The organism is Bradyrhizobium sp. AUGA SZCCT0176, from assembly GCF_018130145.1.
Taxonomy (GTDB): domain Bacteria; phylum Pseudomonadota; class Alphaproteobacteria; order Rhizobiales; family Xanthobacteraceae; genus Bradyrhizobium.
Window position 1 is genome coordinate 1,038,070 of record NZ_JAFCMB010000001.1, and the last position, 23,324, is coordinate 1,061,393.

At 56.2% G+C, this 23,324-nt stretch carries 23 protein-coding genes; 10 read left to right on the forward strand and 13 right to left on the reverse strand.

The annotated features are described in order from the left end of the window. Positions 1-347: 347 nt before the first annotated feature. Positions 348-1,340: an ABC transporter substrate-binding protein gene (locus tag JQ600_RS04805; RefSeq protein WP_212391889.1), complete on the forward strand. Its 993-nt coding sequence runs from the start codon at positions 348-350 to the stop codon at positions 1,338-1,340. Between the two features lie 90 nt (positions 1,341-1,430). Here JQ600_RS04805 and JQ600_RS04810 read toward each other — a convergent pair whose 3' ends face one another. Continuing rightward, the gene (locus tag JQ600_RS04810; RefSeq protein ID WP_312011140.1) at positions 1,431-1,940 is read right to left on the reverse strand and encodes a tyrosine-type recombinase/integrase; all 510 of its coding nucleotides are present in this window, start codon (positions 1,938-1,940) and stop codon (positions 1,431-1,433) included. Positions 1,941-2,334: 394 nt separating this feature from the next. Between JQ600_RS04810 and JQ600_RS04815 the strand changes: the two genes are divergently transcribed. Further along, positions 2,335-3,045 carry a Crp/Fnr family transcriptional regulator gene (locus JQ600_RS04815; protein ID WP_212391887.1) on the forward strand — a complete coding sequence of 237 codons (711 nt, stop codon included), beginning with the start codon at positions 2,335-2,337 and terminating at the stop codon, positions 3,043-3,045. A 389-nt stretch (positions 3,046-3,434) separates the two neighbouring features. Then, a complete protein-coding gene (locus tag JQ600_RS04820) occupies positions 3,435-4,112 on the forward strand; it encodes a hypothetical protein (RefSeq protein WP_212391885.1) in 678 nt (225 codons plus the stop codon). A 299-nt stretch (positions 4,113-4,411) separates the two neighbouring features. Here the strand turns inward: JQ600_RS04820 and JQ600_RS04825 are convergent, their stop codons facing one another. Continuing rightward, complete coding sequence (locus tag JQ600_RS04825; RefSeq protein ID WP_212391883.1) at positions 4,412-5,095, reverse strand: Crp/Fnr family transcriptional regulator; 684 nt, start codon at positions 5,093-5,095, stop codon at positions 4,412-4,414. A 656-nt stretch (positions 5,096-5,751) separates the two neighbouring features. On the opposite strand from JQ600_RS04825, the gene JQ600_RS04830 reads away from it, so the two are divergent. The 4 genes from JQ600_RS04830 to JQ600_RS04840 all read left to right on the forward strand — a co-directional run bounded on the left by JQ600_RS04830 (position 5,752) and on the right by JQ600_RS04840 (position 9,251). Continuing rightward, complete coding sequence (locus tag JQ600_RS04830) at positions 5,752-5,937, forward strand: hypothetical protein (protein ID WP_212391881.1); 186 nt, start codon at positions 5,752-5,754, stop codon at positions 5,935-5,937. 85 nt (positions 5,938-6,022) lie between these two features. Then, positions 6,023-7,468 carry a PAS domain S-box protein gene (locus tag JQ600_RS04835; RefSeq protein WP_212391879.1) on the forward strand — a complete coding sequence of 482 codons (1,446 nt, stop codon included), beginning with the start codon at positions 6,023-6,025 and terminating at the stop codon, positions 7,466-7,468. Positions 7,469-7,787: 319 nt separating this feature from the next. Further along, positions 7,788-8,024 (forward strand): DUF6894 family protein, encoded by a 237-nt coding sequence (locus JQ600_RS37530; protein ID WP_409363349.1) that lies wholly within the window; start codon positions 7,788-7,790, stop codon positions 8,022-8,024. Between the two features lie 435 nt (positions 8,025-8,459). Continuing rightward, the gene (locus JQ600_RS04840) at positions 8,460-9,251 is read left to right on the forward strand and encodes a triacylglycerol lipase (protein ID WP_212391933.1); all 792 of its coding nucleotides are present in this window, start codon (positions 8,460-8,462) and stop codon (positions 9,249-9,251) included. A 2,898-nt stretch (positions 9,252-12,149) separates the two neighbouring features. Here the strand turns inward: JQ600_RS04840 and JQ600_RS04845 are convergent. The 4 genes from JQ600_RS04845 to JQ600_RS04860 all read right to left on the reverse strand — a co-directional run bounded on the left by JQ600_RS04845 (position 12,150) and on the right by JQ600_RS04860 (position 14,512). After that, positions 12,150-12,347: a hypothetical protein gene (locus tag JQ600_RS04845; protein ID WP_212489709.1), complete on the reverse strand. Its 198-nt coding sequence runs from the start codon at positions 12,345-12,347 to the stop codon at positions 12,150-12,152. A gap of 206 nt (positions 12,348-12,553) precedes the next feature. After that, entirely contained in the window at positions 12,554-12,757 is a 204-nt protein-coding gene (locus tag JQ600_RS04850) for a hypothetical protein (protein ID WP_212391875.1), read from the reverse strand. Positions 12,758-13,046: 289 nt separating this feature from the next. Further along, complete coding sequence (locus JQ600_RS04855) at positions 13,047-13,280, reverse strand: hypothetical protein (protein WP_249135668.1); 234 nt, start codon at positions 13,278-13,280, stop codon at positions 13,047-13,049. A 1,010-nt stretch (positions 13,281-14,290) separates the two neighbouring features. Continuing rightward, complete coding sequence (locus JQ600_RS04860; protein WP_212489710.1) at positions 14,291-14,512, reverse strand: hypothetical protein; 222 nt, start codon at positions 14,510-14,512, stop codon at positions 14,291-14,293. 336 nt (positions 14,513-14,848) lie between these two features. Between JQ600_RS04860 and JQ600_RS04865 the strand changes: the two genes are divergently transcribed. Next, a complete protein-coding gene (locus tag JQ600_RS04865) occupies positions 14,849-15,088 on the forward strand; it encodes a DUF6894 family protein (protein WP_212392418.1) in 240 nt (79 codons plus the stop codon). Between the two features lie 9 nt (positions 15,089-15,097). On the opposite strand, the gene JQ600_RS37535 is transcribed toward JQ600_RS04865, so the two are convergent. The 6 genes from JQ600_RS37535 to JQ600_RS37195 form a co-directional block, all read right to left on the reverse strand. After that, positions 15,098-15,388, reverse strand: a complete 291-nt coding sequence (locus JQ600_RS37535; RefSeq protein WP_409363362.1) for a DUF6894 family protein — start codon at positions 15,386-15,388, stop codon at positions 15,098-15,100. Then, positions 15,389-15,541: a hypothetical protein gene (locus JQ600_RS04870; protein WP_212392419.1), complete on the reverse strand. Its 153-nt coding sequence runs from the start codon at positions 15,539-15,541 to the stop codon at positions 15,389-15,391. 1,073 nt (positions 15,542-16,614) lie between these two features. Beyond that, positions 16,615-16,785, reverse strand: a complete 171-nt coding sequence (locus JQ600_RS04875; RefSeq protein WP_212489711.1) for a hypothetical protein — start codon at positions 16,783-16,785, stop codon at positions 16,615-16,617. A 149-nt stretch (positions 16,786-16,934) separates the two neighbouring features. Beyond that, entirely contained in the window at positions 16,935-17,069 is a 135-nt protein-coding gene (locus JQ600_RS37190) for a recombinase family protein (RefSeq protein WP_283815718.1), read from the reverse strand. Between the two features lie 365 nt (positions 17,070-17,434). Continuing rightward, complete coding sequence (locus tag JQ600_RS04885; RefSeq protein WP_212387361.1) at positions 17,435-17,758, reverse strand: hypothetical protein; 324 nt, start codon at positions 17,756-17,758, stop codon at positions 17,435-17,437. Positions 17,759-17,932: 174 nt separating this feature from the next. Next, positions 17,933-18,070 (reverse strand): tryptophan-rich sensory protein, encoded by a 138-nt coding sequence (locus JQ600_RS37195; RefSeq protein ID WP_212387363.1) that lies wholly within the window; start codon positions 18,068-18,070, stop codon positions 17,933-17,935. A 441-nt stretch (positions 18,071-18,511) separates the two neighbouring features. Between JQ600_RS37195 and JQ600_RS04895 the strand changes: the two genes are divergently transcribed. Together JQ600_RS04895 and JQ600_RS04900 are read left to right on the forward strand one after the other, a co-directional pair. Further along, positions 18,512-20,488, forward strand: coding sequence for an AI-2E family transporter (locus JQ600_RS04895; RefSeq protein ID WP_212387369.1), 1,977 nt, complete (start codon positions 18,512-18,514; stop codon positions 20,486-20,488). Positions 20,489-21,416: 928 nt separating this feature from the next. Further along, entirely contained in the window at positions 21,417-22,592 is a 1,176-nt protein-coding gene (locus JQ600_RS04900) for a zinc-dependent alcohol dehydrogenase (protein WP_212387373.1), read from the forward strand. 454 nt (positions 22,593-23,046) lie between these two features. On the opposite strand, the gene JQ600_RS04905 is transcribed toward JQ600_RS04900, so the two are convergent. Continuing rightward, positions 23,047-23,265, reverse strand: coding sequence for a hypothetical protein (locus JQ600_RS04905; RefSeq protein ID WP_212387376.1), 219 nt, complete (start codon positions 23,263-23,265; stop codon positions 23,047-23,049). Positions 23,266-23,324: the final 59 nt, after the last annotated feature.

Here is a 23,324-nt window from a genome sequence, read left to right on the forward strand (position 1 = left end):
GGCAAAGAGGCCGCCAGATGAGGCGGCCTCTTTCATTTGTCAATGTGGTCCATGTCGCCTTTTGGCACTTTTGAGACATCCGATGGCCTCTGCCGAAGTCCGTTATTGAGGGCAAAGCCGACTTCCCGGTTGAACGCCCGGACTTCTCACTTTGACCCAAGCCGACAAGAGCTGGCTCAAAATCCCGCAGTGCGGGTGCCGCTGCGGCACCGGTGGGCAAAGCACAGAAGAGGGCAGTGGCGCCCATCTCCCAACGGACACGATTGGCGGTCCCATGGTAGGCTGAGAGGTTAATTGTTCGAACTGGCGGCGGCGCTATCTCTGGTGTGCCCGGAGGGAGATGCCCGATGATCGGAATGAGGCGTCGGCGTTTCATTGCGCTTTGCGGGGGCGCTGCAGCCTGGCCGCTCGTGGCGCGGGCCCAGCAGCCAATGACAAAGCTGTCTCGGATTGGCTGGCTAGTGACCGGCTCTCCTGCGTCGTACCGGTATTCGCTCGCTGCGTTTCTGGATGGATTGAAGGCTCTTGGCTACGTTGAGGGAGGAAATATCGGTATCGAATACCGATGGGCCGAGGGCGATGTTGCACGACTTCCCAAATTGGCTAACGAACTCGTTGAACAGAAGGTCGATATCATTTTGGCGGGAGGATCACCTGGCGCAGAGGCCGCGAAGCAGGCGACCTCTCTCATTCCTATCGTAGCTGCAGGCGTTGGAGACCTTGTCGAACTTAGGCTGGTAACGAGCCTCGCGCGGCCGGGTGGTAATCTAACCGGATTTGTCGCAAACGCGCCGGAGACCGTAGCAAAACGTCTTCAAATAATGAAGGAGATCATGCCGCAAGCCAAACGCGCGGCGGTTCTATGGAACTCTATCAGCTCCAATGCCAAACTTGAATGGGCAACGGCCAAAGAATTCGCCGCCGCAAACGGCATTGTGGTCGCGCTATATGACGCTCGCGGTATCGATGAATTAAGCAACGTATTGGCGACGGTACCGCAATCTGATCCCGGCTTCCTTGTTGTTTTGAATGATCCTTTTATGTTCACGTATCGCAAGGTCATCGTGGATGCTGCTACTCGCTTTCGGCTTCCATCGATCTACGGATTCCGCGAATTTGTCGACGATGGAGGAATGATCAGCTATGGCGTGAGCATCTCCGATACCTATCGTCGGGCAGCCAGCTACGTGGATAGGATTCTCAGGGGCGAAAAACCCGCCAATCTCCCTGTCCAATTACCAACCAGGTTCGAACTCGTTGTCAATCTCAAGACTGCTAAGGCACTCGGTTACGCCTTCCCCGACTCATTCCTCGTACGCGCAGACGAAGTGATTGAATAAGGAAGCTATCTGTTTGCACTGCATGAGTCCGCATTTGGCCGAACCGGCTGTCGAAGGGCGGGCAGAGCATGTCCGCTCTGCCCGGGTATTTCAGACATCAACTTGTTCAGCTATTGCCAGCGCGTCATCGACCTCAATGCCGAGATATCTCACCGTGCTTTCGATCTTGGTGTGCCCGAGCAAGAGCTGGACAGCCCTGAGATTTCCGGTCCGTCGATAGATCAGGGTCGCTTTTGTGCGTCGCAGTGAGTGCGTGCCAAACAGTCGGGAATCTAGCCCGACGCTTCCGATCCACTCCGACACGAGCCGGGCATATTGGCGCGTTGTCATATGGCGGTCAGGACCACGACGGCCGGTGAACAAGACCTCGCCGGGCCGTTTGCCGGTGGCCTTTAGGTAATCATCGACCGCCTGGCGAGTCTGTTCGCTCAATTCAAATCTGACGGGTCGCCCAGTTTTCTTTTGTCGGACCGTTGCGCGATCGGCCGTGTAACCGCCTGCGGCGACATCCTCGACCCGAATGGCGACGACATCACAGCCGCAAAGCTTGCTGTCGATTGCCAAATTGAACATGGCCAAGTCGCGAGCGCGGCCTTCGATCTAGAGTTTCGTCCGGATCGACCAGACATGCTTGGGTCGCAGCGGCGGCTTTGCTCCCGTGAGCTTACCCTTGTTCCACGGCACTCGCTTGGGCGCGGGGGTCGCATTCACTTGATCCTGCATGGCCATACTCCTCGGCTCGGTTACAGAGGACGAGAAGCATGTGCCACCGGATTAGGCTTTGGAATCAGGTCAGTTTCCGGGTCAGACTTCGCGTCCGGCCCAGCGGCAAACCAGCTGTAGCGTTTGACCCACAACGGACGTCGCGATCCGCCCGCCCCCGAGCGGGCTCCCTCTATTCTTGTTGACCTGCCATTTGGCTCCATTTTGCCGTTCTATTTGAAATGGTGGAGGCGTATAATAGCTGCGCTGCGCACCTTCCACGGGCCACGACATGGCAAATGAGCGCACCAAGAACCCGTTTGACCCTCTGGCGTTTCTCGCCAAAGTTGGGACGGGAAAAACGATATCGGTTTATCGCAAGGATCAGATCATCTTCTCTCAAGGAGAAGTCGCCGATACGATTTTTTACCTTCAGAAGGGCGGCGTCAAAATTGTCGTGCTATCTGACCAAGGCAAGGAAGCGGTCGTCGGTATTTTAGAACCCGGCCAGTTCTTCGGCGAAGGGTGTATGAATGGCCACTCGCTACGGATCGCAACGAGCACGGCGACGGAAGAAAGCCTGATCACCTCGATATCAAAGTCTGCAATGATTGCGGTCCTGCATGACGAACCGAAATTTTCGGAGCTATTTGTAGCTTATCTATTGACCCGAAACAGCCGGGTTGAAGACGATTTGATCGACCAACTATTTAATTCGAGTGAGAAACGACTTGCGCGGCTGCTGCTTCTGCTCGCGAAATTCGGCAAGGAAGGCAGCCCAACACCTATCAGCCCAAATATCAGTCAGGAAACCTTAGCCGAAATGATCGGCACGACGCGATCTCGCGTAAGTTTCTTCATGAACAAATTCCGCAAGCTGGGCTTGATCAGTTACAACGGAAAAATAGAGGTTCACAATTCGTTGTTGGATGCGGTCCTGCGTGAAAAGCCCCAACTACAAAGGGATGGGGAAGCAGATACCCCTGAGAAACGCGGCGCGTGACCCTCCGCTACGCGGGCTCTTTCCGGCCCGGCCCAACTGCGAAGTCTCTGCGAGACTTTTTCAAAAATGAGCGTTGGCGCTCATACCCGCACACTACAGTCTATCGGGGTGGCGGCTGAGAATGTCTGTTTATCGGGGAAGACCGGAAGTGGCCGGTAGACAGCCAAAACGGCGCTTTTGACCCAGAACGGACGTTGCGCCTCACCGTCTCGCCCGGCCACAAAAGGGCTTTATGATCAGAAGTAGCAGCGTCATTGTCCTATCGGAATGGACGAGCGGGGTTGAAGTTTCATAACAACGGTCCTCACTATCCAAGCCGGGCTGGCGCGGTGATCCCATGCCTCTGGCATCCTTGACAGTGTCTGAAATCTTCCCGTGGGAGTTTCGCAATGATCTCCAGCCAACCGGGTTTGACGAGCGCCTACCTGAGAACTCCAAAGGCCGCAGCCTTCGCGGGCATCATATTTTCTGTGTTGTGGGTCGCTGTGTTCGGACTCATGCGGCTTTCGGTGCCATCTGATCCCTTCGAGGAAGGCGCTTGGCTCGCGGGGGATACGACGTTTGTGGCGCTTGCCCTAAATCTTGTGCCTGTCGCTGGCGTAGCCTTTCTCTGGTTCATCGGAGTACTTCGTGACAGACTTGGGGCTCGCGAGGACCAATTTTTCGCGACCGTGTTCTTGGGCAGCGGAGTCTTACTGCTGGCGATGCTGTTCGTTGCCGCCGCGGTCTTTGGCGCGATCATAGTCGCACTTCGGGCGGCACCTGACGCGCTCGTCCACTCCGCCACTTTTCATTTCGGGCGCGGCTTGGCCTACGGGATGATCAACATTTACGTGGTAAAGACGGCGGCGGTCTTCATGATCACGACGTCGACAATTGCCATCTATACCCGTTTGATGCCCCGTTGGCTCGCAATCGTGGGATTCATCATCGCGGCGGCGCTCCTGATCGGAAGCTCCTATTTCGAATCGAGCCTGCTTGTGTTTCCGTTGTGGGTCTTGTTGGTTAGCCTGACCATCCTACGAGACAGGACAGTTGTCCCAATTTCGACGGATCCGCTGCCATAGCGGTTACGGCATCCCAGCTGAGCTGAACTCCCCGTGTTTCGGTCGCACCAACTTGAACACGGAAATCGTCAAAGACGAGACGAAGTAGGCCGCCTCAGTTGGCGGCCTCTTTCATTTATCGATGCGAATTCCATGTCGCCTATTGGCACGAAACGGACCCGCCGACCGGCTCTGACGATGTCCGTTCACCGGGATAGACCGGAAGTCGCCGTGGTCCGGTCAAACCGACGCAAATGACCCAAAGCCGACATTTGTTCGAGTACGTCGCTGTCCCGGCGCGTTATACAAGTGATGATCAATTAGGTTGGCTTTTCGTCTCTTTCTAGCTGAGGTTTTTCATACAAGACTGCATTCAGCAAAGAACGATGCACCTCGATCTTTCCGTTGTAGCTGATAAATCCCAGCTTGCGAAATTTGTTCAGGAAAAAGCTCGTCCGGGATCGGGTCGTGCCGATCATTTCCGCCAAGGTTGCTTGATTGATCGAAGCATCGATTGGTATTGGCTTTCCAGTTTTCCCGAAATTGGCCAGCAGAAGCAGCAGGCGCGCGAGCCGCTTCTCACTCGAATTGAATAGTTGGTCGATCAAATCCTCTTCAATGCGATTGCTCCGGGTCACCAGGTAAGTCACGAAGAGTTCCGAAAACTTTGGTTCCTTGCGAAGCGCGGCCAGCATCGCCCTCCGCGTTATTGAGGTGATAAGGCACTCCTCCATTGCTCTCGCGGTTCCGACGCGGACCGCCTGACCATTCAGACATCCCTCGCCAAAAAACTGCGCGGTGTCCAATATGCCGACGACGGCTTCTTTGCCTTGCTCGGAAACAACGGTCACCTTGACCTTGCCCGACTGGATGTAAAAAACCTTATCGGCCTCTTCGCCCTGGGCGAAAATGATCCGGCCTTTACGGTATTTCGAGATAGCTTTTCCGGTCCCGACTTTGGCTAGAAAAGCTTGAGGATCATATTTTCGCTTGGCTGACTTCATAAGTCCCTCCTTTGGGCCAGCGAAAAGCTAGAATAATAATGGTGCGTTGTGGTCAATATTGACCAGCGGACCAATTTCCAGGGTGACAACATCACCCGTCAGTAGCCGGTGTACGGCAGCGTGTCGTGCCCCGCTGGCCCAAAGGGGTGCCCTCACTTGCCCGGCTTTCATACATTACCAACCGGTCCACCGCTTAGCGCCATAGAGCGCCCGCACTGTCCGCACTGCCAGACCCACACCATGCTGGCTGGCATTGCGCCCGGCCCAGCCGGTTACGAACTCCGCACTTTCGAGTGCCCCAAATGTGATCGCGCACAACGAACCCTAGTGGTGAGCGATCCCATGAGCGGCGACGGGACGGGGTGGCTCAGCGGCGAGCTTAAATCTCCGGACTAGATTTTGGCAATCTCCTGGGAGTTTAAAATGACCGATCAAGCCCCCTCGCCAGGCCGGGTCCTAGAGTTCACGATGCGACCGTTGCCGGGGCGCTACCACGGTGCAGCGGATCACGCCTTCGCGACCTGGGTTCGAGCACTGGACGCTGCGCTGCACAGGCTGCGGCCATATCGATCGAAGGCAAGTCGTATCCGGCCCGTCGCAATCGGAATTGCTCGATTGGTTTGATCGCAATTTGTACTCCCGAATTGAGGCTCCGCATGCGTAACAGGAACAAGGTCGTATTTTTGACGGCGGACCATCTGGATGAGCAGGCAGACGCGCGTGAGGCGAAGCAATTGCCTGATGGAGAGGCGAGACAGAATGCGCTGCGTAACGCAGCACAATTGAGGGTGTATGCTTCCATGAAGCGCGCACTCGCACCACAAACCGCCAAGGCGAAATAACCGACGCGGATCCGGAGGGTTGCAGAATGTCGAATTTTGACTCCGAGATAGTCCAAATCCTGAATTCGATACGGGATACAGCACAATGAGCGATGCATCTTCCGACGTGCTACGTTTCTTCCGGCGCAAGCCCGTGAGAACCTCCAGCGAGGTGGACGCGCTCGCGAACGAAGCCGGCGTCGTCCTTGATATGCGCCAAGATGAACAGGCCTTCGAATTACCTGGGCGACTGTTCGAACAACTGCCGTTTGCCGTTTATGTTTGTGACCGCGACGGTCTGGTTCTGCGATACAATCGCCGCGCTGCCCAATTATGGGGCCGGTCGCCTAAACTCGGCGATGCTGATGAACGGTTCTGTGGATCGTATCGAATGTTTAGCCCCGACGGCAGTCTGCTCCCGCACCATCAATGCCCCATGGCAGATGTGCTGCGCACCGGTATTTCCGTGCGCGAACAGGAAGTACATATCGAGCGACCTGACGGCTTGCGCGGCATCGCGCTCGTCGACATCGAAGCAATCAGGGATACCGATGGAAACATTGTCGGCGCCGTCAACTGCTTCCAGGATATAACGGAACGCAAACACAATGAGGAGACTACGCTACGGCTCGCCGCTATCATCCAATCCAGCGACGACGCAATCGTCAGCAAGGACCTCGATGGCATCATCACGAGTTGGAACGGCGGCGCGGAGCGCATTTTTGGCTACCTTGCTGAGGAAATCATCGGCAGGCCGATTACGCTTCTGATTCCGCCCGATCATCAAAAAGAGGAAGAAACGATCATGGGGCGAATTCGGCGCGGCCAGCGCGTCGAACACTACCAAACCGTTCGGCAACGAAAGCATGGGAGCTTGATTGACGTTTCGCTGACCATCTCACCGGTCAGAAACACGCAAGGCAAGGTCATCGGCGCATCGAAAATCGCTCGCGACATAACCGAGCACAAGCGCAGCGAAGCTCAAATGGTCAATCTCGCACGCGAAGCCGAGCATCGAACCAAGAACATCCTGGCCACGGTGCTGGCGACGGTGCGTCTCTCTCATTCCGACACGCCTGATGATCTCAAGCAAGCGATCGAAGGGCGAATCAATGCCTTGGCAAAGGTCCATACGCTGTTCGTGGAATCCCGCTGGGCGGGAGCCGAGCTTCACCGTCTGGCCACGCAGGAGCTTTTGGCTTACGGCGGGGAGAGAGAAGCGCGGGTGCGAATTGACGGGCCAGCCGTTATGCTGGAGCCGAGTACGGCTCAGACTACTGCAATCTCCTTGCACGAACTTGCGACCAACGCGGCAAAATACGGATCGCTATCGGCAGCGGGTGGCCGCGTTGAAATCTCATGGTCTCTTACAGCAGATGGAAGGCTCAGCTTGCGCTGGATCGAGTCGGGTGGGCCAACCGTTACGCCGCCCACGCACCGCGGGTTCGGCACGCGCATTGTGGAAAACATGATTGGCCAGCTCAGGGGTGAGGTACGTTTTGATTGGCGCGACCAAGGGCTAACCTGCGAAATCGTTCTGCCGCTTGCATAAGCCAGGCAGCCCAAGGTGGGGATCGCATCCATTGGCGGCACTTTCAGTTCAAGCCAAGCCTGCAATGTTGCCAAAGGCATCGCGCAATTTGGGTCGTTTTCACAATCGGGACCCAAAGCGGACATCAGGCTTTGAGCCTATCTTTGGTCAAGTGAAGCGTTACGATGACGCCCTCCGCGCTCCAAACGCAGGAAATTGAGCCACCAAGCTCGATTGTCATGGCACGGTTGAGCAGCTTGCTGCCATATCCTCCCTCACCAGCGGGTGAGGCGACTGCCGGTCCGCCGCGCTCAGTCCACACCACGACCACCTCCGTATCGTGGGCGGCGCAGGCTATATCCAAATAGGGGACGCGCCGCGGTCCGTTGATGAGGAAGGCGAGCGCTTTCCCGACCTCGATGCCGCTCGTGTGGAAGCCGGTTTGGCACTTTGCAACTTAGGGCGGGATTTGATGCAGTCTGGTCAGACGGTCTCGGCAATCACGATTTGGGTCAGAGACGAGCTTGGCGAGGTAATGCATGCCAAGCTAGAGTTCAGAATAAGCCGGCTGAATTGACCTAATTCAGGGCACTGGGGCGTAGATCGTTTCCATCATCGTCGATCACGACAAGGCAACAGAGTTTCCCCGAAACAGCTATCGCTTCGCAATCAGGCGCGCCTTGGCGAATCCTCGCGGGCGGACCGGATTGTTAGCAGTGGGGGCTCCGAGGACTTTCCAATCCTGAGCTCCAACTGGACGAAAAAGGAATAGATGGCGGGGGCGATGGCGCTGTGTGGTCCGGTGTACGAGTTTTTTCGATCTTCGACATATGAAGTCCTCTATGATGCAGTGCAACATTTGAGGATCCGTTCCGTTCCTATCAGTGCCTGCCATTTAAATGCGCCTATAGGCTTTCAGGCACAGAGATGGTTCCTCCGTGCAATTTTAGGCGCGGATTGGAACAACCGATGGGTCATCAGGTTCTCCTTGTGCAACGCAACAAGGATTAAAATGCCAGCTACAACTCATTCGTTTCGTCCGCCATCTAAGATTCTTATGATGCTTGAGGGGCGGCGCGCTCTCACCGAATTCGGGGCTTTTCTGGGTGCGCTTCCGATTTTAAACTTGGTCCCAAAGGGGGACGGACATCCGGTGTTAGTGCTACCCGGCCTCATGGCCGGTGACGACTCAACATTACCGCTGCGCAAATTTTTGGAAGGCCGTGGCTACAGGGCCAGTGGCTGGGGGCAGGGGCTAAATCGAGGTCTTCGTGAAGGCGTCCAGGGTCGCATGCTCGATTTGGTTCGTGAACTTAGCGACCTGCACGGTGGAAAAATCAGCATAGTCGGTTGGAGCCTTGGCGGGATTTATGCGCGGGAACTGGCAAAGATGTTGCCGGATCGCGTCCGCTCGGTGATTTCGCTTGGAAGTCCCTTCGGCGCCAGTCCCAAATCCACAAATGCTTGGCGAGTTTATGAGTTCGCCAGCGGCCAATCGGTCGACGACGCGCAGGATGTTGCGGTTGCACCACCAGTTCCTTCGACCGCGATTTATAGCCGTACGGACGGAATTTGCGCGTGGCAGGGTTGTGTAGAGACAACCTCCGCTCAGTCAGAAAGCATTGAGGTGCAAGGAAGCCATTGCGGACTGGCCGTGAATCCAGCCGCCGTCTATGCGGTTGCCGACAGATTGGCGCAGCGGGAGGGAGCGTGGAAACCCTTTGATCGCAGGGGCTGGCGAAGCCTCATCTTCCCCGATCCCTCGCTTGGCGCTCAAAGCGAGAAATGCATGAGGAACACCTGAGCGGTTGGTGAATCCAGTGGGGGGCGAAGTCGCGGCCGCGCCAGTTCTCAAGGGCATCCTGGAAGCAGACTTATGAATTGGGGACATATTGTTAGAAGCGTCGCCGTCGCGATTGGCATAACGTTCGTTACAGCGGTCGTCGCCTACCTTGCTCTGAGGTTTTTCGCGTCGCTAACTTAGGCCACGCCAATTGGGACTACGAGCAGTTATGACTGATGAGCATCAAATAAACGCGATCATAGCAACGGCGATACTCGATAGCTTTGGCGACCATCCCGAGCTCAAGGTAGATTCTGAGGAGGCGAAAATAATTGCGAAGCGCATCCTTGGAGCTCTTGGGGATGCTGGCCTTCAAGTCACAGTGACGGAAGTGCCAGCACGGTAACGAGCTCTGCTATAACTTAACTTTGAGCGTCAGGCCGCGGGGCCGACCTACCGCTTCACTCAAAATCAACTCGTCGCCCTTCGCCCCGGAAATGTTAGTTGGCACCGCGATCTCGAATGCATTGAAGGCTGGGTCATACACCATAGCGCTCGCTTAATGCCGGCACTATTTGCGCCCGGCGAACGGCGAGTAATGGTGCCGGACGCGAATCAAACCCTTGTCCCATGAAAGGCCCGGGTGGTTCTCGCAGTCCCAGCCCAGGCCCTCCGGCCAGTCCAGATCGCGGTCCATGCACAAGCGAAGAAGGAAAACCGGGAAAAAATGTCGGCGGAGAATTTGAGGGTCGGCTAGTTCTGCGAGACTATCGTAAGAGGCCGCCCATTGAGACAGCCTTACTTCTTTTTCGTTAGACGTTTCGCCTGCTTTGCACCCGCTTAAGCAGCGGCATAGCTATTGGCTAGGCCTTTGGCGATCACTTCTTTCCTCTGCATCGCGCAGACGCCACTCGTATTCATTTCGGTGTTTCCAAAACACCTCCACCTCGACTTCCTGTCTAACCCTCTTCGGTGCCTTGCTCATTAATTTCGCGGAGTTGCCGCCCCATTTCTGCGATCTGCTCATTGATGCGACATACAAACTCTTCGTCTGCGATCCGGCTCGCTATTTGCCGGTACCGCATGATCTCCCTTTGGAGTTCGACACGTTTCTTTTCTGACGGCACGGCACCGGTTCCAGCGTCTCTCTTTAGAACGTGGGATCGGTACGATTGTTCAAATCGGGACGAACGGTTCAACACAAAGCTTGTGAGCCGTTTCTATTTACACCCCGCCGCCAAGCCTGAAATACGATTGCTTGGCGACGAGGGCTTTAGGCCTGGATTAGCAATTCCTCCAGCGCATCGAGTTACGTTCGCCTAACGGGACAGGTTTTGATGAGCACTATGCGCGCACTGCATGGAACTCATGTTGAGATCGCGCCGGCGAGATTGTCGTCCTCAGGAGTACGCATCTTTGGCCCGCAGCATGGCAGGAGAGGCGGGGTTTTTGACCTTCACCCAGTTGGGGGACCGCCCCGGCCGTACGGTCGATCGACCAGCTTCGACACCAGGCCCTCAAGCCCCGCGCCGACGCTGACATGGGCCGGCGGTGGGACATGCGTTTCCGAGATCGTCCAATATACTTGGGTTGACCCAACCACGCCGTTGGTTGCGGGCACAAAGAACGGCGCTCAGACCGGCACCGCCCACACGTGCGCGACGGTCAACTCATCCGTGGACCAGAGTATCGTCGGCTTCTATCAGAACGCCTTCGGTAGCTTGCGGCTCAGCTCTGTCCAGATTGCAACGTTCGGATCGACCTCCGGAGCCGTGAGTTCTACCGGCACCTCGGTGCCCTGGGGGACGTTTCCTCTTCGAGATGAAGTCTCCCGCGGCAGCCAAGCGATCGTCAAACAGACTGCTGATGGGGATGGGCTAAGATGTGCAATAGACCGAAACCAGATCCCGATCCGCACTCACCGGTCCCGACGCCGGTTCGCCCTGGTGGCAAGCTGAATCGTGACGGCGCTTTGCTAAGCCAAAGGAGGCGGGGCGTCCCTTACCCAGCTGGGAAGGGCAGTGACCACCCTCTCCAGATTGGATTGCTCTTCGCTCAGGCGCCTTTGGACAAACTGACGCTCAAGGTCTGTCAGACTGGTCTGCAATAGGTTGCGATAGCGTTGAATATTGCTGCGATGCGTATGCAGGCGAGCCAACTGTTGATCAATCATTTGTCGTCCCTTGACGAGGGGTCCAATTCCGTCTCACCGCAACAACGCCGGCCAGAGCGGAGTATATTCGCTCTGGCGGCATCGGCATTTCCCCGGCCGGGTCTTTAAATCCCGGCGGGCTAAGCCTGCCGCACGTCTGTGACGCTTTGATTACAATGGGGGTGGTGACTCTGAGCTAGGGCCGGCGGAGCTATCTCGTCGAGTTGTTCGGCCCGGCGCCGATGCCGATGAATTACGCGAAATTGGGGTGATAAAATCCCTGTGCAGGCAAGTTGGTCTTTTGGCACCATCGAACAGTACGGTGACGCCTGTATTGCTTCGAAAAACCTCGACCACGATCCCCGTCTTGCCGGCCAGCGATCGCAATCGAGTGGCTCCGAGTTCACTGATCTTGAAGCGAACGCCGACGGCCAACCTATTAAATTCTTGCACGTCACTCACAATTTTACTCCCCGATAAAACAACCGCGTAGAAACTCCTCTCCCGGCCCAGCGTTCCAACGGCCGGCTTGTTTACGAAAGCGCCGCGGAGGTACTCCAAAGTAGCTGGGAACGATTCAACCAAGCTGCGTTAGCTTTGGTCGCCGTTGGCGCTTCGGCGTTTCGGTTGGAATGAGCGGCCCCAGGCGCAGGCTCCCGCCGCTGCTGGGGCCGCTTTTTTGCGGCTCGCGAAATGAAAAGGCCGACAACTGAGGCGGCCCTGGAGCGGCAGAGCCATTCCGGGGAAAAGAAGTAGCATGGCTAGCGCTATAGGCCGTCGCTATCGTTCGCGATAATTGATGAAAACTCGTCAATCGAATAGCGCTTGATGCCGTCGCTAATAGTAACGTCGGCGAGCTTGCGGACGACCTGCCATTCGACCGCTTTGGCAAATGCTTCTTTCGCGGTTTCGGCAGTCGCGGAAACGAGATGATCGTCAACGTCGGCAAACACTGTAAATGGCATGGGGCAGTGATTCCGAATCGAAACTCCAGCGCCTTCAATGAAATGAAACCCCCGTCCGGGGGGCTGACGCGGACGGGGGCATTCCAAAGCGCTCCCGGCGGCGGTTTGGTGAGCGCCAACCGAAAACCTAACAGCGGAGTTCATTGCCGGAAAGGAGATTCGGGAAAACTTGGTATTTGCGCTTGAGTGCGGCGCTCCGATGGAAACTAAAATGTTTCGCGTCTCTCCGCCGGGCTTCCTCCACGGTTCTCCAACGCTTTCTCGATGGTGAATTCGGCATCCGATACCGCGTCGGCCCGTGTAAGTGCGATACCAGTTTGCATCCTGGTTGCGTCGAGAAAGACGATCCATTTCCAGCAAAATGGATTTGTCGAATGAACGATTTCAAACTGAACAGCTTTGTATTCCATGGCCGCATCTCAAATCGCGACCACAGCCGCTGTTGCAGTTACGGCATGAGTCACGATTGCAAAGGCAAGTCCGATCAGTTTCAACCCGTTAGTGTCCGCCATTTTGATCCACCATGATTTACATAATAAGTCGTGTAGTTTCGGGTCAGGCCCTTTATCCACAAGCGTATCGAAGCGATAGGCTGATACCGGCAGCCATGAGACTTGCGATCGCGCCCAGCGTCCACTCGGGTCGAGCGCTTCGAGCAGCTAGGCGGATCAAACCCATTGCGAAGTTTGCCATCCTCCTTCACCAACTCTCAGAACCTAAGCGAGCTAGATAGGAAAGGCCGCAGCACGTCAGTTCTTCTGGATCGCTTTCACCTGCTTGCCATTTTCCGCTTAGGTACCTCTCAAGCGAGCAACGACGCGAATCGGCAGCATCGACATCGTCGTGCGTCGCCAAGTGCAAGTTCCACGCTCGCTGCACGGCAACCTTCAGCGGAAAATCGTCGTCCATCTTTTCCAAGATGCGTTCTGACATTCCAATTCATTTGCCTTGAAAAGGTTGCCACTTTTTCCCGATGCATGAGATTGGGTGGAGTCGATGTCGGTGACGGTAGCGACTTAAAAAAACGGCCCCAGCGCATAAGGGGGGATACCGCGCGCTGAGGCCGTGAAGGCACGATGTCTAAAATCCATTAGACGGGGATTCTAACTCGGAGCGGTTGCCACTTGTTCCCCCTCGATCGTGCGCAAAAGAAGAAAGTGCCCCAGCTGCGGGGCGCCGCCAACTGCGGTACTCCAGAATAGTTCGGAATGATTAAAACGGGTTGCGGTAACTTGGCAAACCTGCTGGCAACCGCCATTGCCATGCGGTATGGCGGCCCTAGTGCATCCCCAGGCGCGCTGGGGCCGCCTATCCGCGGCTAATTCGAGACGCAGGGCGCCGTTCCAAATGGACGGATTTTCCGCTTTTTCCCGACTCGGTTGTAGTGGAGTAAGTCGATGGGCAGGCGTTGGACTGACGAAGATATTCGGGACCTCCAACAGCTTGCGCAGCGATACCCTGTTCCGAGAATTGCGGAGATTATGGATCGAACGGTGGGCGGTGTTGTTTTCAAGGCCCATAAACTGAAGGTCTCGCTCAGGAGCCGCCATCAGGACAATGCGAGAATTTCGTGTGTCGATCCAAGAACCGCGGGCTTTGAGAATTGGCCACCTGAGAGTTAGCTGGGGTAGCAACCTTCCCAAATGAAAGGCGGAACTGCGTTGCGTACTGGCGCTGGGGCCGTTTGCGTGATCGCAAGCCACTCGATCTGTACCCCGTGCCGATGGTGCGCAGGCGGGTCATACTCTTTGGGTCGGAATGTCGCCACCTTACGCGCCTCCTGCCATAGCTCGATCGCGGACCGCGTCGTGACCACCATCCGGCGGGCGGGCGTCCTGCGCGACACTTTCGAAGCCAAAACCGAGTAGAAATCCAGAGGCCGAATAGTGCCAAGCCCGCCGGTCCAGGTCGGCCGGTTTTTCTTTGCCCGCGAAAACGGCGCCTTATACGAGGCTGACAACGGCGAGAGCAAGTTCGGGGCCGAATTCGCTCGATGCCAGCGCGATCAATATTCCGGCACAGATGGCCAAAATAGCGGTGATTTTAAGAGTAAACATTTTGAAAATCACCCTGTCATTGGGGCGAGACCATTCCCGCCGCCAGTAACCGGGGAAATACGCGGGGATCAGGTTGGCGTATGTGATTTTTAGCACATGGCTCTGCACGGATTTGAACCCTGCACGCAGTTGGAACGACGTTCCCGGTCTACGCATCGGTCTTTAGCGAGGTCTCGCCCGGGCCCGTACAATACTCAGACGACCTCTAATCGCAGAGACCGAACGTCTCATGGCCACCGCTATCGAAAGATAAGATCTGCCGCGGTCTCGTAATTCAAGCAGCCGGCGATCATCTAGCTCCGTCCAAGGCCTGTTCCTACTTCCAACCATCGCAAGGTTCACAGCGTCAGGGGCGTATACGACATAGGTTAATTCAAGACGCTGGGCGCTGTCCAAACGGAGGCAAGCCTCGGAACGAATTCCTGGGTCGGGGTCTTGCCTTGCATGGGTCAATATCATTTCGACATTCAAATAGGGGACGCGCCGCGGTCCGTTGATGAGGAAGGCGAGCGCTTCCCCGACCTCGATGTCGCTCGTGTGGAAGCCGGCTTGGCACTTTGCAACTTAGGGTGGGATTTGATGCAGTCTGGTCAGACGGTATCGGACATCACGATCTGGGTCAGAGACGAACTTGGCGAGGTATTGCATGCCAAGCTGGAGTTTCGAATAAGCCGGCTGAATTGAACTAACCACTCATGGCGCTGGGGCGATTGGCACTTTGCCGAGATCGTTTCCTTCATCGTCCACTACGACAAGGCAACGAGGCGTTTCGCCGACTTCAACAGCCATCGCATTCGCAATTTGGTGCGCCTTGGCGATTGCATCCTCGTTATCTTTACAATTGAGGCCCCGCGGGTCAGGAATCCGATGTCCATTCGCTAATTCAAAACGATAGTGCGGCATTGAGGGTAAATACCCCAATATGCGGTTCGTTCCCCAGGGGGACCTCGTCTGTGCCGATGGTGCGAGGCGGGGCAACTTCATTTAGCGGTGCCGCGCTTCGGCTTCCTGCGCCATCTTGGCCCAGTCTCCGGCCAGCTTCAGCCAGCGTTCTTGATCGAGCGGGTTTATCGCGCGATCGGCCTGATCGCGGCATTCATCAGCTAGCTTGCGAAATCTGGCGGCATCGTCGGACATGTTGGTGAGGATACAGGAGAGTGGAGAGCAATCTCACCTCTGCCAGATCGGGGTACTCCCAACTAGTTCGGAGGGGCAACCGACTTGCGGTAACAATGCCCTGCGTTTTTCGAAACGCACCAACCCCACTAGCCCCGCCGGGTGAAGGCTGGGCTTTTTCTTTGTTGCCGTACTTATACGAGGCTGACAACGGCGAGGACTAGTTCCGGGCCGAAATCGCTCGATGCCAGCGCGATCAATGTTCCGGCACAGACGGCTAAAATGGCGGTGACTGTGAGAGCAATCATTTTGAAATCCCCTGTTGTCAGCGACGAGGAGACTGCTCCGGCTTCGTTTCCGGACGACTGCGTGGAGGAAGGCAATCGGTTTCGTTCACCGAGACGTTATCTTCCGTAGGAATGTCGAAATGAGCCGACCGCTAAGGGAGCGGAACGATTCCTGACCGGATCGCTTAGTTGGTGCACGACCGAATGATGCAACGTCCCCCCCGCGCTTCATTCGAGGAAATGTCGGCCCCAGTGTTCGCCCACCGCGCGGCGCTGGGGCCGTTTCTTTGGAACTCCTTAAGCGTCCCAAGAATCGATTCTGGCGCTCCCGGTATGCCCCTAACCTCCAACCGGGAGAAACCCCCACGGGGTTGGCGGCCTTGGTGCAGCGTGGCGTTCTCCGCGCCGGGGCCGTTTGTGCCGATGGTGCGCAGGCGGCATTATTATGTCGGGACGCATGCGGGATAAGTAGGCAAGCATGCGGGAAAGGCGGTCGACTATACCGACCGGATCGTTACTCTGTCAGCAGCCCTCACGCGGGCTAGAGAAGCGATGCTACCTCGACTTAGCCCCGCCCTAACCGGCGGGGTTTTTCGATCTCCGGCAAGCTACCAACTCAGTAGTTCTTCTGATAAAAATTCGGGAAAAACTGGCAACGGCGGGATTTTTCGTCAAGCGCCGCAATTGTTTTGATTTAGGTCAAGAATCCCTGGGTTTCTCACGATCAGCGTTCCGGTATGAACCGGCGCATCGATTGGCTCGGTATCGCAGGATATAGCTCGCTGGCCCTAGCCGCGCTGGCTCTCATTACCCTTCTATTGTCTTAGGGCCGATGGTGCGGACAGGATATTCGAACGCCACGCCCTCAGGATCGTGATCTCGAAACCAAGCCTCGGCTGCGGCCTCGCTGGCGAATATTTGTAGATGGTCGAGGTCTCCCACCTGTCTGCTCGTATCGACGTAGACCCAGACATTCATGAGAAGGCATCCTTAGCGCGATTCATCGCTACGGAGCGTTACAAAGAACGGCCCCAGCACGCGGCGGGTGTACTGGAGCCGTCACTTGGAGTTGCCCGCCGGCCCACGGGGGCGAAGACCGGAAGGCGTAGAGTCCGACTCGGCGCACGCTAAAAGGTTCCTGAAAGAACAAAGCGGCGGCACTTGGTCACGATATTCCGCCGATCGAGTTCGGCAACGAGCTTGTTGAACGATCCTAGCTCCAAATAGAGACGAAAAATGGTCCGAACAGTCTCAGCCTCCAATTTGCTGATGACTAGCTTCTTATTCCTGGCATCGTAGCCGAGTGAGTGGGGCGCGGACGTACGGGCCCAAGCCGATGCCGGGACCGGACGAAGGTAATTACCCGCTGCCTGAAGGACTACGGAAGGAACGAAAAAGCCCGCTCAATAAGGATACGGGACGGCGCTCGAAGACTTAGTTTGGATAACGCTGCCAATGTTCGTGATACACTGCATGAATACGCAGCATCAAAACATGTTCGAGTGGATGCATCAGCAGATCAAACGTTCACGCCTATAACTCTGCTAGGGGCGGTGGCACGAGATTGGCCGCGCAGAGTTCTTCTTTCGGCGAAGAAAAAGCCCGCATCGCTGCGGGCTTCTTATTTCTAGTACCAGCCCGGGCCACCGCCGAACCCGAACGAAACGCTCGGGCCACCATAACCATAGCCTCTGCCATAGTACGGTCCGCCGCCGTATCCGCCACCATAGTAGGGACGGGGGGCGTAATAGCCGTAGCTGTTGCCGTAATACGGACGATAGGCACGATGCCCGTAGTGACGATGATGCCGACGCTGAGAACTGATGTCGGTAGACGGCTGCGTTACGACGGTTGACGCTTTCGCCTTCGCCGTATTGTCCGCAGCATTTGCGGCAGAACCGGCGAGCACCGCTGCTGCACCGACGGCAAATATGATAGCTAACTTATTCATTTGAACACTCCAGTTACATGTGGAGTGCTAATTGATGCGCATATCTTACGTTCCGATGTGCGACATTAAATTGGCGTAAGTTATTGAACAGCCGTTCATATTCACGTCCAACCGGCCCATTATTACTCTACTGGCATAGTTTTCGGAATCTCACGAGTTCCGGGCCAGGCGACGTCAGTTGAGCCGGTAAAGGGAATAGTTGAGAAGGGAAGCGAAGGCGACCCAACCCGCATAGGGAATAAACAAGGCAGCGGCCACTCGATTCTCATGCCATTGCACCCAGATAAAACTTGACCGCCACGATGGGATCATGCGGTAGCCTAGCAGGGAACAAACGCGGCGGTTCGAGAACGTTTCCCCGACCTAGGACGCCGCACCTCTTTCATCTCTTCTAACGCGCGATTGCCCCTCAGGCACAGGAACGAAGGACAGTTTTGCTCGTTCAACCTGCGCTGCAACATCTCCCTGGTCTTTCAGGATATCGTGCATGCACTGTCGAGCGCCCCGATGACCATAGCCCACCGCAGAGAGTGCACTTTCTCAACTTTCTTGAATCAAGGCCGGCAATTGGCCCGCATGGCTCACAGTATTCATTGGAGTTCTTGCAACGGACGTATGGTCCATCAAACGACAACCGGCCCAGTAACGTCAGCCATCAAAGACATTGTTCTGGCCGTCTCATCGGAAAAGTTCAGCGGGATAGAAGACGGTCCGAAGCCCGGACCAGTCTTCTGGCGTTAAACAGAGGTCAAGATGGCCAATCAGCCATTCAAGGCGCGCACCTCAGAGGAATTGATTGCACTGCAAAGTGCGGTAGCAACCGCGGTTCTGGCTGTAATCATCGTGATGACGCTCTATTTCGGACGCGACATCGTCATCCCGATTGCGCTGGCAATTCTGCTTAGTTTTGTCCTGGCCCCCCTTGTGGGACTGCTTCAACGAACGCGCGTTCCTCGCGCAATTGCGGTCGTAAGCGTCGTCGTCCTTGCCTTTGCGTTGCTCTTTGCAATAGGCAGCCTCCTTGCATCGCAATTAACGCAACTCGCTAGTGAGTTGCCGCGCTATCAATCTACGATAAGTGAGAAGATACAGCTGTTTCGAGACACCACGGCTGGCCGGGGCACACTCGAACGCGCCTCTGGGATGCTGAAGGACTTGAGCAAAGAACTCGATAAGCCGAAAGACGCCGGGTCCGCACTCGGTGCGAATACGATAGTCAACCCCAAAGCGCCACTTACTCCAGTGCCCGTAGAGGTGCGGCAACCGGATCCAGGCGCTCTGGAAAGTTTGCAGGCGTTAATCTCGCCACTCCTGCACCCACTCGCTACGACGGGTATCATTATCATTTTTGTGATTTTCATCTTGCTTCAACGGGAAGACCTCCGTAACCGGCTCATTCGGCTCGCAGGGTCGCATGACCTCCAACGCACAACGGCAGCACTCGACGACGCGGCCAGGCGCCTCAGTCGGCTTTTCCTAATCCAACTCCTATTGAACGGAGCGTTCGGCGTAGTCATTGGCGCTGGCCTATGGTTCATAGGTGTTCCAAGTGCCATCCTCTGGGGAATCTTAGCGGCTGTTTTGCGATTCGTGCCCTACATCGGTGCAGCTATCGCCGCGGCCTTTCCATTGGCTCTTGCCGTTGCCGTGGATCCGACGTGGTCGATGCTGCTCTGGACTCTTGGCCTCTTTCTAATAGTGGAGCCGATTGTTGGGCACGTGATCGAGCCGATGGTCTATGGTCACAGCACCGGGCTTTCCCCAGTGGCCGTTGTCGCGTCTGCCACGTTTTGGACCGCGCTTTGGGGTCCAATCGGGCTAGTGTTGGCGACTCCCTTAACTGTCTGCCTAGTGGTGCTCGGGCGGCATGTGGAACGCTTAGCATTTCTTGACGTAATGTTTGGTGACCGGCCCGCGCTTTCCCCACCTGAGATTTTCTATCAGCGGATGCTTGCGGGAGATCCAACCGAAGCTTCCGATAAGGCGGAAGAGTTCTTGAAGGAGAGATCCCTTAGTTCCTATTACGATGAAGTAGCGTTGAAGGGCTTGCAATTGGCTCAAGCTGATGCAGATCGCGGCGCTCTCGATCAGGAACGTTTGACAAAAATTAGAGATGCGGCGATCGAGTTTGCTAACAACCTTTCTGATCAGGACGATCGTCCGGCGCCAAAAGTCCGCTCAACTTCGGACGCAGAAGCGACCTCGGCGGTGGAGAGCGTGGCTGAAGACGCGCCAAACGCAAATCTGCCAATCGTCAGCAAGGAGGATCTGCCAAGCGAATGGCAGAGCGAACGTCCGATTTTATGCATGGGTGGGCGTAGTTTAATTGATGAAGCCGCCGCCATTATGCTGGCGCAGCTTTCTTCTGCACATGGGCTGGCGGCTCGCGTCGAGGGACCCGAAGCGCTGACAACCTCCAATATCTTTCGGCTCCAGACAGACGGTGTCTCGATAGTATGCCTAGTCTATTTGGATGGGACTGGACCCGCTCATATGCGCTATGCCGTTCGACGTCTTCGTCGAAAATTGCCGAAAGCAGCCATAATTCTGTGCTGTTGGCTTAAGGACATTGATCAGGCAGAGTTGGAGCGGCTCCGCGAGGCAGCAAAGGCGGATCTGATCGCGAGCAACCTCGGCGAAGCGATCAAATTGGCAATTGAGGCCACGGGCTTGAACGTCGACAGCCTGAAGACAAAGCACGACGAATTATCTGCAACAACGGCGGCTTAACTCCGGCAACGTCTGCCGCAGCATCGACCTTTCGGTTGGCAGAGTATCTTGCGCGGCACCGCTCGTCCTTTCCACCGAAAATGCGATTGTATCGATCGGGCTAGTTGGGCGCTGTTCGCCGTTATGGGCGGATACCAATTTTGCTTGGCAGGATGTTCGCACTGGCGAAACTCCTGACGGCGGTGATGTTAACGTTGGCCATGGTCTGATCGGTTGCTGTCTGCGAACTACAGCGCAGCTCGGGCAACGGCGCGGCGGGCGTTTTAGTCGTAATTTTACCGCGCATATATTCTTGCTTGGGTCGGAGGTGCCAAAGTCGTCGCCGATGGGCGATCGGCTAGAACCGAGCCTGCGAGAAACGCTCAGACGCTTCAGCACGTCCAGTCCGCACGTTGACACGCATATGCCCATGGTCGGTTGCGCTGGATAATTCGCTACCTATAAGGAACTCGCGGATCAGCGTCGAAGTTGAACCGGGACCGGATCGAAGGGCGCAGGTATGTCAGGCTCCGGACAATTCCGGAGCCTTTTTAACGACCCTGAATCCTATCCACCGTACAACTGGACTCGATCAATGGCGCGTAAAAGGAATACGAAATGGTCCCAGGAGGACGACCGGCGGCTTCTCGAGTTGCGAGCGGCGGGGAAGTCAGTCCTCTCGATTGGGCTCATGCTTAGGCGATCGTCGTCAGCCATAGAGGGCCGCTTGGGGGTTCTAAAAGTAAAGGCGCGGGGCATAAAGTCGGAGCAGTTGATGGCAAACGGCGCGGCCGCCGGCGATTAGTCTTGACTTGCTTAAAGAGGCGCGCTGTCAAGTTGCGACTGTGAATCGTCTTGCTGCATTTGGAACGTTTGGGGCATGAGCGCTGTTGCGCTCAGACGACATGGACCAGGGTTGTGCATGCCGTTTCCGCAATGGAGAACGACCATGCGCGCATTGTGTTGGCACGGCAAAGGCGACGTTCGCGTCGACACGGTGCCCGATCCCAAGATTCAGCACCCGCGAGATGCGGTGATCAAGATTACCGCCTGCGCAATTTGCGGCTCCGACCTCCATCTCCTTGATGGCTATCAGCCGACCATGGAAAGCGGGGATATCCTCGGCCATGAGAACATGGGCGAGGTGATTGAACTCGGGTCCGAAGTCAAAAATTTAGAGATCGGCGATCGCGTCGTCGTCCCTTTCACCATCAGCTGCGGCCAATGCTGGTTCTGCCAGAAGGGCCTGTTTTCGTGCTGCGACCGGACCAATCCGAATGCCGAAATCGCCGCAAAAGCCATGGGTCAATCGCCCGCTGGGCTATTCGGCTTCAGCCATATGCTGGGCGGATACGCCGGCGGGCAGGCCGAGTATCTCCGCGTTCCGATGGCTGATGTGGGGCCGCTTAAGGTACCGGACAACGTGACTGACGAGCAGGCGCTGTTCCTGTCAGATATCTTCCCGACCGGCTATATGGCCGCCGTGAACGCGCAGATTGAGCCGGGCGACACCGTGGCAATCTGGGGCTGCGGTCCTGTAGGGCAGTTCGCGATCCGCTCCGCGCTGCTGCTTGGAGCCGGACGCGTGATCGCAATCGACGAAGTCTCCGAGCGGCTGGCCATGGCAGAAGCCGGCGGTGCCGAGACTATCGATTTCTCGAAAACCGATGTCTACGACGAACTCATGAAACGGACCAACAAACGTGGCCCGGATAGCTGCATCGACGCGGTCGGCTGCGAGGCATCCGGTCACGGCGCGACCGACGCCGTACTTGACAAAGTGAAGGCTGCAGCATTTTTGGCGACGGATAGGGTTCACGTTCTCCGCGAGACGATCATGTGCTGCCGCAAGGCGGGTACGGTCTCAATACCCGGCGTTTACGTAGGCATGGGCGACAAAATACCGCTCGGCGCAGCCATGAATAAGGGGCTGACGATCAAGACCGGCCAGACCCACGTGCAGGCCTATACGAAGCCGCTTCTGAAGCTCATTGAAGCTGGCGATATCGACCCGAGCTTCGTCGTAACGCATCCTGCGAGCCTCGAAGACGCGCCGGAAATGTATAAGAAGTTCCGGGACAAGAAGGACGGTGTGATCAAGGTCGTGTTGCGGCCGGGACGATAGTTTCCAGCTTGAGGTTGAAGTCACATGTTTTTCTTCTTTTCAAACCGGATTGGCTGCTTTGGCTCGCTCATCCTCTCGGCCGTCGTTACGGTGGTCCTTCTCCTCATCTTCGGAGTTCTTCGCTTCTGACTCAATAATGCCTGTGCATGGAACGCTTCTACCGGCCTCCCTTGAATTGCTGACTAGGTCAGCTCTTGAACCTTCGTTCGCCCCGTTTCCCGGCAACAGTTTTCAACCACGCCAAACCGATAAAAATGAGCGCGACGTTCGACGTTACCGCTGACCTCGAGAATTGCGTGAAAGTAGCCGTTAGCCAAGAGTCGCTCTGAGCAGATCTGTGACCACCCAAGCCAGAAACGTCGCTATTGCGGCCAAAATCATTGTTGGATGGCGAGTACTGGCAATCTGGCGCCTGACGTTATCCCAAAAATTGCTCAAGGTCCCTCCGCCAAAGTCAACTGTCCGGCCCGATCTGGAGCTCAAGCAACGCTAACCGCTGCAAAGCGAGTGGATCGCATTCGCCATCCCGGACGAGTCGAAGGATTGTTTCCGCCAAGCGATGGATGATGTGTGAACTGACCGGCTCCGGAAGTGCGTTGATGGCATCCTGGAGCGCGATATCCATCATCTGTATCGCTTCCGGAGAAAATGACGCATCCGCAAAGTCCTTCATGTTTCTGCACGGCAAGGGGTTGAAGCATGCCGGTAACGGGAAAAAATGGCAATCGTTCC

Bases quoted from the DNA above. Each gene is read 5' to 3' on its own strand.
- JQ600_RS04805 (WP_212391889.1), top strand. From the start codon at position 348: ATGATCGGAATGAGGCGTCGGCGTTTCATTGCGCTTTGCGGGGGCGCT.
- JQ600_RS04815 (WP_212391887.1), top strand. From the start codon at position 2,335: ATGGCAAATGAGCGCACCAAGAACCCGTTTGACCCTCTGGCGTTTCTC.
- JQ600_RS04820 (WP_212391885.1), top strand. From the start codon at position 3,435: ATGATCTCCAGCCAACCGGGTTTGACGAGCGCCTACCTGAGAACTCCA.
- JQ600_RS04825 (WP_212391883.1), bottom strand. From the start codon at position 5,095: ATGAAGTCAGCCAAGCGAAAATATGATCCTCAAGCTTTTCTAGCCAAA.
- JQ600_RS04830 (WP_212391881.1), top strand. From the start codon at position 5,752: ATGCGTAACAGGAACAAGGTCGTATTTTTGACGGCGGACCATCTGGAT.
- JQ600_RS04835 (WP_212391879.1), top strand. From the start codon at position 6,023: ATGAGCGATGCATCTTCCGACGTGCTACGTTTCTTCCGGCGCAAGCCC.
- JQ600_RS04840 (WP_212391933.1), top strand. From the start codon at position 8,460: ATGCCAGCTACAACTCATTCGTTTCGTCCGCCATCTAAGATTCTTATG.
- JQ600_RS04845 (WP_212489709.1), bottom strand. From the start codon at position 12,347: ATGCCATTTACAGTGTTTGCCGACGTTGACGATCATCTCGTTTCCGCG.
- JQ600_RS04850 (WP_212391875.1), bottom strand. From the start codon at position 12,757: ATGGAATACAAAGCTGTTCAGTTTGAAATCGTTCATTCGACAAATCCA.
- JQ600_RS04855 (WP_249135668.1), bottom strand. From the start codon at position 13,280: ATGTCAGAACGCATCTTGGAAAAGATGGACGACGATTTTCCGCTGAAG.
- JQ600_RS04865 (WP_212392418.1), top strand. From the start codon at position 14,849: ATGGGTCAATATCATTTCGACATTCAAATAGGGGACGCGCCGCGGTCC.
- JQ600_RS37535 (WP_409363362.1), bottom strand. From the start codon at position 15,388: ATGAAGTTGCCCCGCCTCGCACCATCGGCACAGACGAGGTCCCCCTGG.
- JQ600_RS04870 (WP_212392419.1), bottom strand. From the start codon at position 15,541: ATGTCCGACGATGCCGCCAGATTTCGCAAGCTAGCTGATGAATGCCGC.
- JQ600_RS04875 (WP_212489711.1), bottom strand. From the start codon at position 16,785: ATGAATGTCTGGGTCTACGTCGATACGAGCAGACAGGTGGGAGACCTC.
- JQ600_RS04885 (WP_212387361.1), bottom strand. From the start codon at position 17,758: ATGAATAAGTTAGCTATCATATTTGCCGTCGGTGCAGCAGCGGTGCTC.
- JQ600_RS37195 (WP_212387363.1), bottom strand. From the start codon at position 18,070: ATGATCCCATCGTGGCGGTCAAGTTTTATCTGGGTGCAATGGCATGAG.
- JQ600_RS04895 (WP_212387369.1), top strand. From the start codon at position 18,512: ATGGCCAATCAGCCATTCAAGGCGCGCACCTCAGAGGAATTGATTGCA.
- JQ600_RS04900 (WP_212387373.1), top strand. From the start codon at position 21,417: ATGCGCGCATTGTGTTGGCACGGCAAAGGCGACGTTCGCGTCGACACG.
- JQ600_RS04905 (WP_212387376.1), bottom strand. From the start codon at position 23,265: ATGAAGGACTTTGCGGATGCGTCATTTTCTCCGGAAGCGATACAGATG.